This window comes from Arthrobacter sp. ZGTC131, assembly GCF_002929275.1.
In the GTDB taxonomy this organism is placed as follows: domain Bacteria; phylum Actinomycetota; class Actinomycetes; order Actinomycetales; family Micrococcaceae; genus Arthrobacter.
This window is the reverse complement of the sequence record NZ_PJIK01000005.1, coordinates 35,110-51,761: the sequence shown is the minus strand read 5'-3', so window position 1 is coordinate 51,761 and position 16,652 is coordinate 35,110. Positions and strand designations below refer to the sequence as shown.

Here is a 16,652-nt window from a genome sequence, read left to right as displayed (position 1 = left end):
AGGCAGTCTGTTTACTCTGCGGAAGTTACTCTGCAGCTTCGACCGGAGTGGCGACCAGTTTGCCTTCGTTGATCTCGCGCAGCGCGATGGACAGCGACTTCTCGTTCAGCTTGGTGTCGACCAGCGGTCCAACGTACTCGAACAGGCCCTCGTGCAGCTGGGCGTAGTAAGCGTTGATCTGGCGCGCACGCTTGGCACCGAAAATCACCAGTCCGTACTTCGAATCGGCAGCCTTCAGCAGCTCGTCGATCGGCGGGTTGATGATGCCTTCAAGGTTCGTGGACACGAATTCTCCAAATTCTAACGGGCTGGCACGATCCGGCGCCTAGCGCGGGTTCGGGGTCAGCCCCATGAGTGAAACAAGCTCGTCCGCTGCCCGTCGAACGTCATCATTGATGACCGTGTGATCGAACTCCGGCTCAGCGGCAAGTTCTAGTTTAGCGGTTTCCAGCCTGCGCTGCTGTTCCTCGGCGCTTTCTGTGCCGCGGCCCACCAGGCGCCGGACCATTTCGTCCCAACTGGGGGGTGCCAGGAAGACGAACTGCGCGTCGGGAACGGCGTCCTTGACCTGGCGTGCGCCCTGCAAATCGATCTCCAGCAGCACCGAGCGGCCCTCGGCAATGGCGTCGTTGACCGTGCTCTTCAGCGTGCCATAGGTGTTCTGTCCGTGCACCACGGCCCATTCCAGGAATTCGCCGGCGGCCACCAACGACTCGAACTCCTCCTTCGACTTGAAGAAGTAGTGCACTCCATCGACCTCCCCGGGCCGCGGCGCGCGGGTGGTAGCCGAAACGGACAGCCAGACCTCGGGGTAATTATCGCGGATATAGGTGGACACGGTGCCTTTGCCAACAGCCGTAGGACCTGCGAGGACTGTCAGTCCGGGTTTCTTGCTCACGTATTCCTTTGGGCGGTGTTCAGATAACTCTGTGCGGATGAATCTATTTCTCGTTCATAAAATCTACCAGCGCCCGGCGCTGGTGGATGCCCAGCCCCCGCACCCGACGCGAAGCTGCGATGCCCAGGTTGTCCATGATGGCGGCAGCCCGGACCTTTCCGATCCCCGGCAGCGCTTCGAGCAGTTCGGAGACGCGCATGCGGGCGATCGCTTCCTCTGTGCCCCCGGAGTCCAGCACCTGGGCGATGGACAGGTCCCCGGTTTTGAGTCTCTCCTTTGTGGCAGCCCTGGCAGCCCTCGCCGCCGCGGCCTTCTTCAACGCATCGGCTCGTTCCTGCGGAGACAAGGGTCGTAAGCTCACGGTCATTTCCCCCGGGGTCATCCAGCGGATCCAAGGCCAAGGCGGGCGTTGGACTTTTCCTGAACCTACTCCTTGCCGACCAGAGAAATCAATGGACTATTCGACGCGGAGTCCCTCAAGGGTACGCGCCGCCGCGTCGGTCAGTTCCCGGACCCCCGGGCCCGCCTTGAGGATGTCCCGGCTGGACGTCCCCAGCACCTGCGGGTACGCCGGGCCGAACGTCCGCCGCAGGTCCGCAGGGGTGGCCCCCTGTGCGCCCAGGCCGGGAGCCAGGATGGGCCCGCGGACTGCCTCCAGGTCCAGGTGGAGGTCCGACAACGCCGTCCCCACGGTGGCGCCGACCACCAGGCCCACTGAACCCAGCGGTCCTGCGTACCGGGCGTTTTCGCCGGCAGCCGCCTGGACAATTCGGCGTGCCACGGAGTCGCTTCCGCCCACGTGCTGGACTGAGGCACCCTCCGGGTTGGAGGTCAGGGCCAGGACAAAGACGCCGCGGCCGTGGGCTGCCGCGAGATCTAGGGCCGGGCGGAGCGACTCGAACCCCAGATAGGGGCTCAGGGTCACGGAATCCGCCGCGAGGGACGAGCCGTCGCGCAGCCACGCGTCAGCGTACGCGGCCATGGTGGAGCCGATGTCTCCGCGCTTGGCGTCGGCGATGCTCAGCACGCCGGCTTCCGCTGCGGCGGCAAGCGTCCGCTCGAGGGCGGCCATGCCGGCGGAACCGTGGCGCTCGTAGAGCGCCACCTGCGGCTTGACCGCGGCAGCAAGGGAACCCACGGCCTCCAGGACGGTCAGTGAGAAGCGCTCCAGGCCCGCGGCGTCGTCGTTCAGTCCCCAGCTGGCCAACAGCGCAGGGTGGGGATCGATGCCGACGCACAGGGGGCCGCGATCGGCCATGGCCCGGCCCAGCCGGGAGCCGAAGGACTCCCGGCCGGCCGTTTCAACGGAGGCCGCCGCGGCCGCGGGGCCCGCAACCTCAGGCATTTTGCGTTGCCGTCTGCTGCGCTGCTGCATTCTGGGAAGCCACGAGGGCCGCGGCGTGCTCCTGCAGGCTGGTCACAGACCATTCGTAGGTGCGGAGCGCCTCGATCGCCTGGACGGCGGCGTTGAATTCGGCCACCGTGGTGATGCACGGAATACCGATCGACGTGGCCGCGGCGCGGAGTTCATAGCCGTCGCTGCGGGCCTCGCCGCCGGACGGGGTGTTGAACACCATGTCGATTTCGCCGGCCACCACCATGTCGGCGATGGTGCCTTCGCCTTCAGCGCTGCTGCCCTCGGCAACCTTTCGGACCGGGGTGGCCTGGATGCCGTTGCGGCGCAGGACGTCGGCGGTGCCGCCGGTGGAAACAATCTCAAAGCCGAGGTCGGAGAGGCGCTTGACGCCCATGATCACCGAGCGCTTGTCCCGGTTCGCCACCGAGACGAAGATCTTGCCCTCGGTGGGCAGGGCGTTGTTCGCGGCTGCCTGGCTCTTGGCGAAGGCGGTGTCAAAGTGCTTGTCGATGCCCATGACCTCGCCGGTGGAGCGCATTTCCGGCCCGAGGAGCGAGTCCACGACCTTGCCCTCGGGGGTGCGGAACCGGCTGAACGGCAGGACCGCTTCCTTGACCGAGACCGGCGCGTCCAGCGGCAGGGTGGACCCGTCGCCGGTTTCCGGCAGCATCTTGTACGCGCTGCGCAGCTGGTTGATGGTCACGCCGGTGCCGATCAGCGCGGCGGCCTTGGCCATCTGCACGCCGGTGGCCTTGGAGACGAAGGGGACGGTGCGGGAGGCCCGCGGGTTGGCTTCCAGCACGTACAGGACGTCCGAGGCCAGCGCGAACTGGATGTTGATGAGGCCGCGGACGCCCACGCCCTCGGCGATGGCCCGGGTGGCGGTGCGGACGCGTTCCAGCACGTTGCTGCCCAGCGTGATGGGCGGCAGGACGCACGCGGAGTCGCCGGAGTGGATGCCGGCCTCCTCGATGTGCTCCATGATGCCGCCGAGGTACATGTCCTTGCCGTCGAACAGCGCGTCGACGTCGATTTCCACCGCGTCTTCGAGGAACCGGTCGATCAGCACCGGGTGCTCCGGCGTGATTTCCGTGGCGTTGGCGATGTAACGGGACAGGTTGGGCTCGTCATAGACGATCTCCATGCCGCGGCCGCCGAGGACGTAGGACGGGCGGACCAGCACGGGGTAGCCGATTTCGTCCGCGATCTTCTTGGCATCCTCGAAGGACACGGCGGTGCCGTTCTTCGGGGAAATCAGCCCGGCTGTGTCCAGAACGCGCGAGAACGCGCCGCGGTGCTCGGCGAGGTCGATCGCTTCCGGCGAGGTGCCCAGGATGGGCACCCCGGCATCGGCCAGCTGCTGGGCCAGCTTCAGCGGCGTCTGGCCACCGAGCTGCACGAACACGCCCATCACGCCGCCGGTGCGTTCCTCGGCCGCGATGACCTCGAGGACGTCCTCAAGGGTCAGCGGCTCGAAGTACAGGCGCGTTGAGACGTCGTAGTCGGTGGAGACGGTTTCCGGGTTGCAGTTGACCATGACCGTCTCGTAGCCGGCCTTCCGCAGGGCCATGGAGGCGTGCACGCAGGAGTAGTCGAACTCGATGCCCTGGCCGATGCGGTTGGGACCCGAGCCGAGGATGAGGATGGACGGCTTGGAGTGCAGGGCCACCTCGTCCTCCTCGTCGTAGGACGAGTAGTGGTACGGCGTGTAGGCGGCGAACTCGGCCGCGCAGGTATCCACGGTCTTGTAGACGGGGCGGATGCCCAGGGCCTGGCGGACTCCGCGGACCACGGCCTCGGAGTTGTGCGTGAGGGCGCCGATCTGCTCGTCCGAGAATCCGTGCCGCTTGGCCCGCTGGAGCATCTCCACGGTGAGGGTACCGGACTGGCGGATCTCGCGGGAGATCTCATTGAGCAGCTGGAGCTGGTCCAGGAACCAGGGATCGATCTTGGTTGCCTCGTAGAGCTCCTCGACGCTGGCCCCGCCGAGCAGGGCGCGCTGGACCTGGTGCAGGCGCTCCGTGGTGGGGCGCTTGGCCTTCTCGATCAGCTCCGGCACTTCCCATTCCGGAACGTGGCTGAAGTCAAGCTGCGAGCCCTTCTGTTCGAGGGAGCGCAGCGCCTTCTGCAGGGCTTCGGTGAAGTTCCGGCCCATGGCCATGGCCTCGCCCACCGACTTCATGGTGGTGGTGAGCGTGGGGTCTGCTGCCGGGAACTTTTCGAAGGCGAACCGCGGAACCTTGACCACCACGTAGTCCAGGGTGGGCTCGAAGGACGCCGGCGTCTTCTGGGTGATGTCGTTGGGGATCTCATCCAGGGTGTAGCCGAGCGAGAGCTTGGTGGCGATCTTGGCGATGGCGAAGCCGGTGGCCTTGGACGCCAGGGCCGAGGACCGGGACACCCGCGGGTTCATCTCGATGACCACCACGCGGCCGGTGTCCGGCTCGATCGCGAACTGGATGTTGCAGCCGCCGGTGTCCACGCCGACTTCACGGATCACGGCGATGGAGATGTCGCGCAGCCGCTGGTATTCACGGTCCGTGAGGGTCAGCGCAGGGGCCACGGTGATGGAGTCGCCCGTGTGGACACCGACGGGATCGAAGTTCTCGATGGAGCAGACAACAACGACGTTGTCGTTCTTGTCGCGCATCATCTCGAGTTCGTATTCCTTCCAGCCGAGGATGCTCTCTTCGAGCAGCACCTCGCTGGTGGGGCTGTACTGCAGGCCCTGGCCCACGATCCGGCGGAGGTCATCTTCGGTGTAGGCCAGGCCAGAGCCGAGGCCACCCATGGTGAAGGAGGGACGGACCACCATCGGGTAGCCGAGGTCCTCGGCTGCCTTCAGTGCCTCGTCCATGGTGTGGATGATGTGGCTGCGGGCGGATTCAGCACCGCAGCGCTCCACGACGCCCTTGAACTTCTCCCGGTCCTCGCCGAGTTCGATCGCGGCGATGTTGGCGCCGATGAGCTCCACGTTGTACTTCTCCAGCACGCCGTTCTTGTCCAGCGCGATGGCGGTGTTCAGGGCCGTCTGTCCGCCCAGGGTGGGCAGCACGGCGTCGGGGCGCTCCTTGGCGATGATCTTCTCCACCACCTCGGGGGTGATGGGTTCGATGTAGGTGGCGTCCGCGAACTCCGGGTCCGTCATGATGGTGGCCGGGTTGGAGTTGACGAGGATGACGCGCAGGCCTTCCTCCTTGAGGACGCGGAGGGCCTGGGTTCCGGAGTAGTCGAATTCAGCCGCCTGGCCGATCACGATCGGGCCGGAACCGATGACCAGGACGCTCTTAAGGTCAGTTCTCTTAGGCATTACTTCTTGTCCTCAGTCTTGTTGTCATTTTCGTGTTGTGCGGCGGCGCCAGTTCCGGCGGCTTCCGTCCCGGCAGCGTTCGGTCCGGCTGGGGGGTGCGCCGCGTCCACGGGCTCGCCGGACAGGTTGGCGGTGCGGCCGTCCCGCGTGCCTTCCATCAGGTCGATGAAGCGGTCGAACAGGTACGCGGCGTCGTGTGGACCGGCCGCGGCTTCAGGATGGTACTGGACCGAGAACGCCGGGATGTCGAGGCACGCGAGCCCTTCTACGACGTCGTCGTTCAGGCTGATGTGGCTGACCTCGACCCGGCCGAAGCGCTCCTCCGGTGCGGTGGTGGGCCCGTCAAGGGGCGCGTCGACGGCGAAGCCGTGGTTCTGCGAGGTGATCTCCACCTTGCCGGTGCGGCGGTCCATGACCGGCTGGTTGATGCCGCGGTGGCCGTACTTGAGCTTGTACGTGCCGAAGCCCAGGGCACGGCCCAGGATCTGATTGCCAAAGCAGATGCCGAAGTAGGGCAGCTTCTCGTCCAGCACGGAGCGGAGGAGCTTGACCTGGTTATCGGCCGTGGCGGGGTCTCCCGGACCGTTGGACATGAAGAAACCGTCCGAGTTGAGCGCCTTGACGTCCTCGAGGGTGGCGGTGGCGGGCAGCACGTGCACACGGACGCCGCGCTCGGCGAAGCGGACGGGCGTCATGGCCTTGATGCCGAGGTCGATCGCGGCAATGCTGAACCGGGCATCGCCCTCCCAGCCGTGGTCCTTCGGGTCCACGACGTAGGCGTCGTCGATGCTGACTTCCTCGGCAAGCCGGGCGCCTTCCATCGGCTCGCTGGCGAGCACGATGTCCAGCAGTTCCTTTTCGGTGGCCTGTGCGGCCTCGCCGGAGAAGATGCCGGCGCGCATGGTCTTATGCTCGCGCAGGTGGCGGGTAATGGCTCGGGTATCCACGCCCTGGATGCCCACGATGCCCTGCTCCACAAGTTCCTCGTCCAGACTGCGCTCCGAGCGCCAGTTGGAGGGCCGGCGCGCGGCGTCGCGGACGATGTAGCCGGCCACCCAGATGCGGCGGGATTCCGCGTCCTCGCTGTTCACACCGGTGTTGCCGATGTGCGGGGCCGTCTGCACCACCAGCTGGCGGGCGTAGGACGGGTCCGTGATGGTCTCCTGGTAGCCGGTCATGCCGGTGGCGAAGACCGCCTCCCCGAGGGCGGTGCCCTGGGCGCCGTAGCTGCTGCCGCGGAAGATGCGGCCGTCTTCGAGCACCAGGGCGGCCGGGATGGAACTGGCCGCCTGGGGTGCAGTCGCTGTGTTTACTTCGTTGGGATCCGTCACTGTATTACTTTCCACTATGGGCATCGGCCTGGGGGCCTGCGGAGATCAATTCCTGAAGAGTTTTGAAGAGGGCCGGTTTGTCAGCGGCCCGGCGGGTCCGGAAGCCCGTGTCCAGTTCGTGGGTTCCGAGCGACCAGCTGAGAACCAGTAGGCCGTCCTTCTCGACGAACTTGCCGGCCATGCCGCTGTCCTGGCGGACGCCGGCCAGGCTGGCCGCCGGGATGAAGAGCGGCCCGGCTCCGGACCGCTCGAACAGCACCCCTTCCGGGTGGACCGTCAGTTCCGCGTTCGTGCGGATGCCGAGGCCGTGCACGGCGATGCGGTCGAGCCAGTCGCCGGCCGTGGTGGTGGCCACGTACTGGCCGTCGGCGGCCGCAAGCGGCATGCTCAGTTCCGCCGGAACCACTGGCAGCTGTTCGACGTCGGACTGGCGCCGCAGCCGGTTCCGCCAGCCGATGCCAATCAGCATCAGGACGACGGCGATGAGCGGCAGCGTGATGACCAGCGTCAGGGTCTTATTGTCCATCAGTACCCGCCCGCCGGCGCTGCGGCGGCGTCGGTCGGGTGACGGTAGGGCGTGTTGAGCTTGCCGTTCAGGACCGTGGGGTGTCCCTTGAAGAACGTGGCCACCACCTTGCCCGGGAGCTCCATGCCGCGGAACGGGGAGTTGCGTCCCATCGTGGCCATGGCGGACGGGTCAACGGTCCAGCGCGCGGCCGGGTCCACCAGGATGATGTTGGCAGGCTCGCCTTCCGCCAGGGGGCGGCCCTGGTCGGCGAGGCGGCCGATGCCGGCCGGTGCGACGGACGTGGCCCGGGCGAACTCTGCCCAGGTCATGAGGCCGGTTTCGATCATGGCGTGCTGGACCACCGAGAGTGCCGTCTCCAGCCCCGTCATTCCCATCGCCGCCTGCGCCCACTCGCATTCCTTGTGCTCGCTGGGGTGCGGTGCGTGGTCCGTGCCCACGACGTCGATGGTGCCGTCGGCGAGGGCGGCCCGCAGCGCCTGCACGTCAGCGTCGGTGCGCAGCGGCGGGTTGACCTTGTAGACGGGGTCGTAGCTGCGGACCAGTTCGTCGGTGAGCAGGAGGTGGTGCGGAGTCACTTCGGCGGTGACGTTGATGCCGCGGGCCTTGGCCCAGCGGATGATCTCGACGGAGCCTGCCGTGGAGACGTGGCAGACGTGGAGCCGGGATCCGACGTGCTGGGCGAGGAGGACGTCGCGGGCAATGATGCTTTCCTCGGCGACGGCTGGCCAGCCGGTCAGCCCGAGGACGGCGGAGACGTCGCCTTCGTTCATCTGCGCGCCGGCGGTGAGGCGCGGTTCCTGCGCGTGCTGGGCCACCACGCCGTCGAACGCCTTGACGTATTCGAGGGCGCGGCGCATCAGGACCGGGTCATGGACGCAGATGCCGTCGTCCGAGAACATCCGGACCTGGGCGCGCGAGTCGGCCATGGCGCCGAGCTCGGCGAGCTGCTCCCCCGCGAGCCCGACCGTGACGGCGCCCACCGGACGGACGTCCACCCAGCCGGCGGCGCGGCCCAGGCTGTGGACCTGCTCCACCACGCCGGCGGTGTCGGCCACCGGGGTGCTGTTGGCCATCGCATGCACGGCGGTGAAGCCGCCCAGCGCGGCGGCCCGGGTGCCGGTCTCGACGGTTTCCGCGTCCTCGCGGCCCGGTTCCCGCAGGTGGGTGTGGACGTCCACCATGCCCGGCAGGGCGATGAGGCCGTCGGCGTCGATGACCGTGGCGCCCTCGGTCGAGAGGTCCGTGCCTCGCGCGGCGATGACGCCGTCGCGGATCAGCAGGTCCTCGGTTCCGGCCCCCAGGATCGACGCTCCGCGGATGAGGTAGGTTCCGGTGGTGGCGTTGTTGTTGACGCCGTTATCGGCGGATTGTTCAGCCATCAGTTGCTCTCCTTCAGGGTGGCGGCTGGTTCACGGGTGTCCCCGGAGAGCAGCAGGTACAGGGCGGCCATGCGGACGGACACGCCGTTGCGCACCTGTGCGAGCACGGTGGAACGCGGCGAGTCGGCAGCGGCCGCGGAAATCTCCAGGCCGCGGTTCATCGGGCCGGGGTGCATGATGATGGTGTCCTTCAGGCCCAGGCTGTCCAGCGCCCGGAGCCTGTTGTCGTCAAAGCCCCAGCGGCGCGAATACTCGCGCGTGGACGGGAAATACGAGGCATTCATTCGCTCGCCCTGGACGCGGAGCATCATCACGGCATCCACGCCCTTTTCCAGGGTTTCGTCCATGTTGTAGCTGACGCTGCAGGGCCACTGCTCCACGCCGATGGGCAGCAGCGTGGGCGGCGCCACCAGCGTGACCTCGGCGCCAAGGGTGCGCAGCAGCCAGACGTTGGACCGTGCCACGCGGGAGTGCAGGACGTCGCCGGCGATCGCGACGCGCATGCCTTTGAGGTCAGCACCGCTGGAGGGCAGCCCGGCGAGCTGTGTCCAGTGGCGGCGCATGGTGAACGCGTCCAGCAGCGCTTGGGTGGGGTGTTCGTGGGTGCCGTCCCCGGCGTTGATGACGGCGGCGTCGATCCAGTCGGTCGCTGCCAGCCGGTGCGGAGCGCCGGAAGCCCAGTGGCGGATGACGACGGCGTCCGCCCCCATGGCGGACAGCGTCTGGGCGGTGTCCTTGAGGGACTCGCCCTTGGAAACGGACGATCCCTTGGCTGCGAAGTTGATGACGTCCGCGGAGAGCCTCTTGGCGGCTGCCTCAAAGGAGATGCGCGTCCGGGTGGAGTCCTCGAAGAAGAGGTTGACCACGGTGCGGCCGCGTAGCGCGGGCAGCTTCTTGACTTCGCGGTCCCCGACGGCGGCCATTTCCTCTGCAGTGTCGAGGATGCGTACCGCGTTGGCCAGGCTGAGGCCTTCGGTGGACAGCAGGTGCTTCATGCGCCGGCCTCGATGACCACTTCGTTGACGGCCTGGCCGTCAATGACGTCGGTCTCCTCGAGGCGTACCCGGACTTTTTCGGCCGAGGACGTCGGCAGGTTCTTGCCCACGTGGTCGGCGCGGATGGGAAGTTCCCGGTGCCCGCGGTCGATCAGCACGGCCAGCCGCACGATGCGCGGGCGGCCGAGGTCAACAATCGCGTCCAGCGCGGCGCGGATGGTGCGGCCGGAGTACAGGACGTCGTCAATCAGGACAACAACCTTGTTGTCGATTCCGGACAGCGGCAGCTGGGTGCGGTGCGGGGGCCTGGTGGGCTGGTGGGAAAGGTCATCCCGGAACATGGTGACATCGAGCTGACCCACAATGGCGGCCGCGTCAACGGCGGGATCGGCGGCGGCGATTTTTTGGGCAAGCCGGACTGCCAGCGGATAGCCGCGGCGTGGAATGCCCAGCAGCACCAGGTCCTTTGAGCCTTTGTTGGCTTCGAGGATCTCATGGGCGATACGAGTGAGTGCACGGTCGATGTCCGCGTGGTTGAGTACAACCCTGGCCGGGACCGGTGCCTGTGTGACGTGAGTCAACGCTCGTCTCCCCTTTCCCCGCCTCACGGGACGGAATTAAAAAAGGAACATTTGCCTTCCAAAATTACCACACAGGCGCCCCGGGACTGCCCGGACCGAAGGCGTCGTCGGTCACACCTGCGGCGGCCGTACTTTGTGGCCGAACAGACCTTTGGCGACGCGCTTCCCGCCGCATAGGCTCATCCCTATGTCGATGAACCCCCAACAGCCGGCGCCCGGGCCGTCAGGCAACCGCCCCGGTGACCCGCAGTGGCAGTACCGTGACCAGGCCACGAACCCGAGCTGGATGGGTCACGTCCAGCCGCAGAACTACCGGCCGGCGCCCGGGCACAGCGGGGGCTCGGTAGTCCAGGTCATCCCGGCGTCCGCATCCACAGTCGGCGCGCGGGCGTCCGGCGGCGTGGTGGGGCTCGTTGTGGGCGGAGGAATCCTCGCCTTCGTCAGCCTGTTCCTCGTGGTGCCCTTCCTGCTGGCCAACACCGGCATCACCGGGTTCGCCATCGGCTTCGTGGCGTCACTGATCCCGCTGGGGGCCGTACTGGGGGCTGTCTACATCATTGACCGCTGGGAACCTGAGCCGAAGAGGCTGCTCCTTTTTGCGTTCACGTGGGGCGCCGCGGTGTCCATTGCCGTCACACTCCTCATCCAACCCGTTTTCGCCCTTGCCGCCCCGTACTCGGACGAGGCCGCCTTCCGCGATTTCATGACCACGGTCCAGGCGCCGGTGGTGGAGGAATTCGCCAAGTCCCTGGGCCTGCTCCTGCTGCTCCTGATGGCCCGGAAACACTTTGACGGCCCGGTGGACGGGGTGGTGTTCGCCTTCACCATTGCGGGCGGTTTCGCGTTCACCGAGAACATCCTCTACTTTGGCCGCGCCATCGCCGAGTCGGGCACACCCGGCAGCGACCTCGTCCAGATCTTCTTCCTGCGCGGCGTGATGTCCCCGTTCGCGCACGCCATCTTCACCGGGACCACTGGCCTGATCATGGGGCTCGCGGCGCGGCGCTGGCACGCCGGCGCATCGGTTGTGGCCTTCGTGGTGGGCCTTATACCCGCGATGATCCTGCACAACAGGTGGAACAGCATGGGGCAGGACTTCCTGGCGCAGTATGTGCTGGTGCAGGTCCCCATCTTCCTGCTGGCGGTCGCCTGCATCGTGGTGTTGCGGGTCGCCGAAACGCGCCTCACCCGGCAGCGCCTGTTCGAGTACGCGGCCGCGGGCTGGTTCACGCAGACCGAAGTGGAGATGCTGGCCACTCCGGGCGGCAGGCGGCAGGCCGTGCGGTGGGCCGGCGCCTACAACCGTGCGCCGCAGATGAAGGAGTTCGTCAAGGGGGCCACGAGGCTGGCGTTCACCCGCCAGCGGATCCTCAGCGGCAGGGACGTCCAAGTCCACCAGCAGGACGAGGTGCAGCAGCTCCGCGAACTCGTCGCGTTGCGCGCGGCCGTCGGGCACTAACCAGCAGGACAGCGAACCGCCGTCTGCAGCTCGACGCCGTCGGACAGTTAAAGCTACCTGAAGCGGGCAGCAGAGAGCCCCGGCCAGTTCACAGTGGCCGGGGCTCCCTTGTCCTGCTGATAACCCGCGTCGGTCAGGCCAGCAGCGAAGGCTTCAGCTGCTGGAGGCGCCCCAACAGGCCGTTGATGAACGACGGCGACTCATCGGTGGAAAGCGTCTTGGCCAGGGCCACGGCTTCGCTGACGGCGACGCCGTCGGGCACGTCGTCGTTGTAGAGCAGTTCCCAGGTGCCGATCCGCAGGATGATGCGGTCCACGGACGGCATGCGCTCCAGGGTCCAGCCCTGGGAGTACGTCTCCAGGAACTCGTCGATGGCCGGCTGCAGTGACACCACGCCCTCGACGATTTCGAGCGTGTAGGGGTTGACGATCTGGTCGGTCCTCTCCCGGCGCGCGCGAAGCACGTCAAAGGCGGAAACGGAACGCTGCTCCGCTTCGAAGAGGACGTCAAGAGCCCTGTTACGGGCTTTACCGCGGGCGCTCACTACTCGCTTACCCTGCCCAGGTAGCTGCCGTCACGGGTGTCGACCTTGACCTTGGTGTTGTTCTCGACGAACAGCGGCACCTGGATCTCGTACCCGGTCTCAAGGGTTGCCGGCTTGGTTCCGGCGGAGGAGCGGTCGCCCTGCAGGCCCGGCTCCGTGTAGGTGATTTCGAGGACAACGCTCGGCGGCAGTTCGATGTACAGCGGGGTGCCTTCGTGGATGGCGATATTGACCATCTGGTTTTCGAGCATGAAGTTGGTGGCGTCGCCCACCGTGGCACCGGAAACGGTGATCTGGTCGTAGTCCTGGGTGTCCATGAAGACGAAGTCCGCGCCGTCCTGGTACAGGTACTGGTAATCGCGGCGGTCCACGGTGGCGGTTTCGATCTTGAGGCCGGCGTTGAAGGTCTTGTCGACCACCTTGCCGGACATAACGTTGCGCATCTTGGTGCGCACGAACGCGCCGCCCTTGCCAGGCTTGACGTGCTGGAACTCGATGATGTTCCAGAGCTGGCCCTCAAGCTTCAGGACAGTTCCGTTCTTGATGTCGTTTGTGGTTGCCACTGGTTTCCTCTGGTTTGTATCTGACTGCTTCTAGCGGCCAGCCGTATGCCAAGCAGGCATGCCGAACGGCCCGCCAGCGTGTATTTATCAAAAATCCAAGAACCATTCTAGCGGAAATGCGGGCGGGCTCCGTCGGCCCCTTCCGGCGGCGGCCGTCAGGACGCCAGTTCGAGTACGTCCCGTGCCCGCTGAAGGGCCACCGTCGACGAATAGATGAGAGCGGCGTCGGCTGACTGCGCGACCCTCAGATCGAGCGCCCGGGCGAACGACTCCACGGCGGCGCCGATGTGGCCGGATACGAAGTGGGTCCTGCCGAGGTACTGGTGCACAAGTGCCTCATTGGGTGTGCCGGCCACTTCCGCGAGCAGTTGCCTGAACAGCTCAACAGCGCGGTCAAAGCGATGGGACACCCGGAGGACCTCGGCTTCAAAGGTCCGCAGCCGGAAGGACTCCGGGTCCTTGTACCGCGCCTCGGCGAGCAGTTCGGCGGCGTCCGAACCGTGCCCCTCAACAAGCAGCACGAACACGCGGTCCGCCGGGTCGGCCGATGACTCAAGGGCGGCAGCGCACGCTTCGGCGTTGGTGATTTCCGGCAGAAGCGTTTCCGGGTTGATCCTGATTCCGGGGAAGCCGCCGGCGGGCCACTCGATGGTGCCGGCATCGAACTCCCGCATCAAGAGGCAATCTCCTGGTAGGCGGCGAAAAGCAGGGACGTGTCCGGGACATCCAGGATGCCGGGCTTCGCGATGCCGTCGAGCACCACGAAACGGAGGAGGTCCCCGCGTGACTTCTTGTCGCGGCGCATGCCGTCCAGCAGCCCCTGCCAGCGGTCGCGGCGGTAGGTGACGGGCAGTCCAAGGGATTCGAGGATGCTCCGGTGGCGGTCCGCGTCGGCATCACTGAGGCGGCCCACGCTGCGGGACAGTTCGGCGGCGAACATCATTCCGACGGAGACGGCGGCACCGTGGCGCCAGGAGTAGCGCTCCACGAGCTCGATGGCGTGGCCGAGGGTGTGCCCGTAGTTGAGGATCTCGCGCAGGCCGGATTCCTTCAGGTCCTCGGACACCACGCGGGCCTTGACGGCAATGGCACGCTCGATGAGCTCACGCAGCACGTCCGAGCCGGGGTCCGTGACAGCCTCCGGGTCCTTTTCAACGAGGTCGAGGATGGCGGGATCGGCGATGAAGCCGCACTTGATGACCTCCGCCATGCCGGAGATGATCTCGTTTTTCGGCAGCGTGTTCAGGGTGTCAAGATCCGCGAGGACAGCCGCCGGCGGGTGGAACGCGCCCACGAGGTTCTTGCCTTCCGCCGTGTTGATCCCGGTCTTGCCGCCCACCGAGGCATCCACCATGCCGAGGAGGCTGGTGGGCATGTGGATGACCTTGACGCCGCGCAGCCAGGTGGCGGCAACGAAGCCGGCGAGGTCCGTCACGGCTCCTCCCCCGACGGAAACGACGGCGTCGGAACGGGTGAAATCGTTCTGGCCCAGCACCTGCCAGCAGAACGCGGCCACCTGGATGTGCTTGCCCTCTTCGGCGTCCGGGATCTCCGCGGTGAGTGCGGTGAAGCCCGCCGCGGCGAGTTCGTCCCTGACGGTGTCTCCGGTGAGCCGGAGGGCCCGGGGGTGAATGACCAGCACACGCCGGACGCGCTCACCGAGCAGTTCCGGGAGGGTGCCCAGCAGGCCGCGGCCAACGACGACGTCGTAGTTGTCGCCGGCCGACTCGCCCGTGACCTTGATGACGGTTGATTCGCTCACTTCTCAACTTCCTGTTTCGCGGCCGTGGATTCCCCGGCTGCCGTAGTGGCGGCCGTGCTTTCCCCGGCCGCCGATCCCGCGTTGGTGGTGTTGTCCGCGGCCGGGTTGGCCGCACCTGCAGTACGTGCGTCTTTGCCGGCAGCGGCGGTGCCGTCACCTTCGTCTCCCGTGCCGGCAAGGAAGGCGCCCAGCGCCGCTTCGAGCCGGCGCCCCAGCTCCGGCACCGTTCCCTGACGGACGTCGACGACGATGTCGGCGAGGCGTTCGTACACGGGTTTCCGGGTGGCAAACAGGGTCTTCCAGCGGCGGATCCCGTCGCCGGCAAGGAGCGGCCGGCCCGAATTCCTCGCAATCCTGGCCGCGACGGTGTCCACGTCGCACTCGAGGTAGACCACCGTGCAGCGGTCCAGCAGCTGCTGGGTTCCGGAGTCCAGGACCGAACCGCCGCCCAGAGAAATCACAGTGCCTGTGCCGGCCGCTTCCTCAACGACCCGTGCAACAGTCCTCGCCTCAATCTCCCGGAACACCCGCTCGCCGCGCCCCGCGAAGATGTCGGCAATGGAGCCGTGGTTTTCAACAATGACCGCGTCAGTATCCACGAAGGGGGCGCCCAGCTGTTGCGCCAGCTGTTGCCCGATCGCCGACTTGCCGACGGCCATGGGTCCGATCAGCACTATGGGCCGGTCCCCTGCTGCGCAGGGCGTATTGCTCGAAGGCACTAGCGTCCGATCGTGTCCAGCGACGCCGGGATGCTCTCGAGGTAGCCCTTGATGTTGCGGGCAGTCTCGGCCACGGAATCGCCGCCGAACTTTTCAGTGACCGCTTCGGCCAGGACCAGGGCGACCATGGCCTCGGCAACGACGCCCGCGGCCGGAACGGCACAGACGTCCGAACGCTGGTGGTGGGCCTTGGCGGCCTCCCCGGTGCTCACGTCGATGGTTTTCAGCGCGCGCGGAACAGTGGCAATGGGCTTCATGGCGGCCCGGACACGGAGGACATCGCCGATGCTCATGCCGCCTTCGATGCCGCCGGCCCGGTTGCTCGTGCGGATGATCTTGCCGAATTCATCCTTGACGATTTCGTCGTGGGCTTGGGATCCGCGGCGGGCGGCAGTGAGGAAACCGTCCCCCACTTCGACGCCCTTGATGGCCTGGATGCCCATGAGGGCGGCGGCCAGGCGGGAATCCAGCCGGCGGTCCCAGTGGACGTAGCTGCCAAGTCCCGGAGGCAGTCCATAGGCCAGGACCTCCACCACTCCGCCGAGCGTTTCGCCTTCCTTGTGGGCGACGTCCACTTCGGCGACCATGGCGTCGGAGGTTTCACGGTCGAAGCAGCGGAGGGGGTCGGCGTCGAGGGCAATGACGTTCGCCGGGACCGGCAGGGGCCTGCCTTCGGGGACGGCGACGCTGGCGATGGAGACCGTATGGCTGACGAGTTCAATGCCCAGGTGCTTCAGGAACTGTGCCGCGACGGTTCCCATGGCGACGCGCGTGGCGGTCTCGCGGGCGCTGGCGCGTTCAAGCACCGGGCGGGCCTCATCGAAACCGTACTTCTGCATGCCGGTGAAGTCAGCGTGGCCCGGACGGGGACGGGTGAGCGGGGCGTTGCGTGCCTGGTCGGCGAGTTCCTCGGGGTCAACGGGGTCAGCAGACATGATCTGCTCCCACTTCGGCCATTCGGTGTTGCCCACCTGGATGGCGACCGGGCCGCCCTGCGTGATGCCGTGGCGGACTCCTCCAAGAATGGTGACAACGTCCTGCTCGAACTTCATCCGGGCACCCCGGCCATAGCCGAGGCGGCGGCGCGCCAAGGCATCGGCAATCTGCCCGCTGGTGAGTTCAACACCTGCGGGGACGCCTTCGATAATTCCGACCAGTGCCGGACCATGGGATTCACCGGCAGTCAACCAACGCAACATAAAATCCATCCTGCCATGTCTGGCGG

The 16,652-nt window shown here is 66.8% G+C and carries 16 protein-coding genes and 1 pseudogene; 1 reads left to right on the top strand and 16 read right to left on the bottom strand.

Annotation, left to right across the window (positions count from 1 at the left end):
• Positions 1–25 precede the first annotated feature (25 nt).
• The 10 genes from rpoZ to pyrR all read right to left on the bottom strand — a co-directional run bounded on the left by rpoZ (position 26) and on the right by pyrR (position 10,380).
• On the bottom strand, positions 26–286 hold the full coding sequence (rpoZ, locus tag CXQ90_RS08440) for a DNA-directed RNA polymerase subunit omega (RefSeq protein ID WP_056635274.1): 261 nt from the start codon (positions 284–286) through the stop codon (positions 26–28).
• Positions 287–325: 39 nt separating this feature from the next.
• On the bottom strand, positions 326–898 hold the full coding sequence (gene gmk, locus CXQ90_RS08435; protein WP_104138418.1) for a guanylate kinase: 573 nt from the start codon (positions 896–898) through the stop codon (positions 326–328).
• Between the two features lie 43 nt (positions 899–941).
• Positions 942–1,265, bottom strand: coding sequence for an integration host factor, actinobacterial type (gene mihF / locus CXQ90_RS08430; RefSeq protein ID WP_104138654.1), 324 nt, complete (start codon positions 1,263–1,265; stop codon positions 942–944).
• A gap of 90 nt (positions 1,266–1,355) precedes the next feature.
• Positions 1,356–2,243: an orotidine-5'-phosphate decarboxylase gene (pyrF, locus tag CXQ90_RS08425; RefSeq protein WP_104138416.1), complete on the bottom strand. Its 888-nt coding sequence runs from the start codon at positions 2,241–2,243 to the stop codon at positions 1,356–1,358.
• A complete protein-coding gene (gene carB / locus CXQ90_RS08420; RefSeq protein ID WP_104138415.1) occupies positions 2,236–5,565 on the bottom strand; it encodes a carbamoyl-phosphate synthase large subunit in 3,330 nt (1,109 codons plus the stop codon). The genes pyrF and carB overlap by 8 nt, the downstream gene beginning before the upstream one ends.
• Positions 5,565–6,920: a glutamine-hydrolyzing carbamoyl-phosphate synthase small subunit gene (gene carA / locus CXQ90_RS08415; protein ID WP_258064424.1), complete on the bottom strand. Its 1,356-nt coding sequence runs from the start codon at positions 6,918–6,920 to the stop codon at positions 5,565–5,567. The genes carB and carA overlap by 1 nt, the downstream gene beginning before the upstream one ends.
• The gene (locus CXQ90_RS08410; RefSeq protein WP_104138413.1) at positions 6,901–7,422 is read right to left on the bottom strand and encodes a hypothetical protein; all 522 of its coding nucleotides are present in this window, start codon (positions 7,420–7,422) and stop codon (positions 6,901–6,903) included. The genes carA and CXQ90_RS08410 overlap by 20 nt, the downstream gene beginning before the upstream one ends.
• A complete protein-coding gene (locus CXQ90_RS08405; RefSeq protein WP_104138412.1) occupies positions 7,422–8,804 on the bottom strand; it encodes a dihydroorotase in 1,383 nt (460 codons plus the stop codon). Before CXQ90_RS08405 ends, CXQ90_RS08410 begins: the two co-directional genes overlap by 1 nt.
• The gene (locus CXQ90_RS08400) at positions 8,804–9,799 is read right to left on the bottom strand and encodes an aspartate carbamoyltransferase catalytic subunit (RefSeq protein WP_104138410.1); all 996 of its coding nucleotides are present in this window, start codon (positions 9,797–9,799) and stop codon (positions 8,804–8,806) included. Before CXQ90_RS08400 ends, CXQ90_RS08405 begins: the two co-directional genes overlap by 1 nt.
• On the bottom strand, positions 9,796–10,380 hold the full coding sequence (gene pyrR, locus CXQ90_RS08395; protein WP_104138409.1) for a bifunctional pyr operon transcriptional regulator/uracil phosphoribosyltransferase PyrR: 585 nt from the start codon (positions 10,378–10,380) through the stop codon (positions 9,796–9,798). Before pyrR ends, CXQ90_RS08400 begins: the two co-directional genes overlap by 4 nt.
• 187 nt (positions 10,381–10,567) lie before the next feature.
• On the opposite strand from pyrR, the gene CXQ90_RS08390 reads away from it, so the two are divergent.
• Positions 10,568–11,839, top strand: coding sequence for a PrsW family intramembrane metalloprotease (locus CXQ90_RS08390; protein WP_104138407.1), 1,272 nt, complete (start codon positions 10,568–10,570; stop codon positions 11,837–11,839).
• A 133-nt stretch (positions 11,840–11,972) separates the two neighbouring features.
• Here the strand turns inward: CXQ90_RS08390 and nusB are convergent, their stop codons facing one another.
• The 6 genes and pseudogenes from nusB to aroC form a co-directional block, all read right to left on the bottom strand.
• Positions 11,973–12,383, bottom strand: a complete 411-nt coding sequence (gene nusB / locus CXQ90_RS08385) for a transcription antitermination factor NusB (protein ID WP_056635239.1) — start codon at positions 12,381–12,383, stop codon at positions 11,973–11,975.
• Positions 12,383–12,946, bottom strand: coding sequence for an elongation factor P (gene efp, locus CXQ90_RS08380; protein ID WP_056635236.1), 564 nt, complete (start codon positions 12,944–12,946; stop codon positions 12,383–12,385). Before efp ends, nusB begins: the two co-directional genes overlap by 1 nt.
• Before the next feature lie 155 nt (positions 12,947–13,101).
• Positions 13,102–13,620, bottom strand: a complete 519-nt coding sequence (locus CXQ90_RS08375; RefSeq protein ID WP_104138406.1) for a hypothetical protein — start codon at positions 13,618–13,620, stop codon at positions 13,102–13,104.
• Complete coding sequence (gene aroB, locus CXQ90_RS08370; RefSeq protein WP_104138404.1) at positions 13,620–14,708, bottom strand: 3-dehydroquinate synthase; 1,089 nt, start codon at positions 14,706–14,708, stop codon at positions 13,620–13,622. The genes CXQ90_RS08375 and aroB overlap by 1 nt, the downstream gene beginning before the upstream one ends.
• Positions 14,709–14,896: 188 nt before the next feature.
• Positions 14,897–15,367, bottom strand: a pseudogene (locus CXQ90_RS08365) (shikimate kinase); the annotation flags it as partial.
• 59 nt (positions 15,368–15,426) lie between these two features.
• Positions 15,427–16,626 carry a chorismate synthase gene (gene aroC / locus CXQ90_RS08360; RefSeq protein ID WP_104138401.1) on the bottom strand — a complete coding sequence of 400 codons (1,200 nt, stop codon included), beginning with the start codon at positions 16,624–16,626 and terminating at the stop codon, positions 15,427–15,429.
• Between the last annotated feature and the right edge of the window lie 26 nt (positions 16,627–16,652).

What these genes read in the sequence shown, in the direction of transcription:
- CXQ90_RS08410 (WP_104138413.1), bottom strand. Translation starts at nt 7,422, where the DNA reads ATGGACAATAAGACCCTGACGCTGGTCATCACGCTGCCGCTCATCGCC.
- pyrF (WP_104138416.1), bottom strand. Translation starts at nt 2,243, where the DNA reads ATGCCTGAGGTTGCGGGCCCCGCGGCCGCGGCGGCCTCCGTTGAAACG.
- aroC (WP_104138401.1), bottom strand. Translation starts at nt 16,626, where the DNA reads ATGTTGCGTTGGTTGACTGCCGGTGAATCCCATGGTCCGGCACTGGTC.
- CXQ90_RS08390 (WP_104138407.1), top strand. Translation starts at nt 10,568, where the DNA reads ATGTCGATGAACCCCCAACAGCCGGCGCCCGGGCCGTCAGGCAACCGC.
- CXQ90_RS08400 (WP_104138410.1), bottom strand. Translation starts at nt 9,799, where the DNA reads ATGAAGCACCTGCTGTCCACCGAAGGCCTCAGCCTGGCCAACGCGGTA.
- CXQ90_RS08405 (WP_104138412.1), bottom strand. Translation starts at nt 8,804, where the DNA reads ATGGCTGAACAATCCGCCGATAACGGCGTCAACAACAACGCCACCACC.
- mihF (WP_104138654.1), bottom strand. Translation starts at nt 1,265, where the DNA reads ATGACCGTGAGCTTACGACCCTTGTCTCCGCAGGAACGAGCCGATGCG.
- carA (WP_258064424.1), bottom strand. Translation starts at nt 6,920, where the DNA reads ATGCCCATAGTGGAAAGTAATACAGTGACGGATCCCAACGAAGTAAAC.
- CXQ90_RS08375 (WP_104138406.1), bottom strand. Translation starts at nt 13,620, where the DNA reads ATGCGGGAGTTCGATGCCGGCACCATCGAGTGGCCCGCCGGCGGCTTC.
- carB (WP_104138415.1), bottom strand. Translation starts at nt 5,565, where the DNA reads ATGCCTAAGAGAACTGACCTTAAGAGCGTCCTGGTCATCGGTTCCGGC.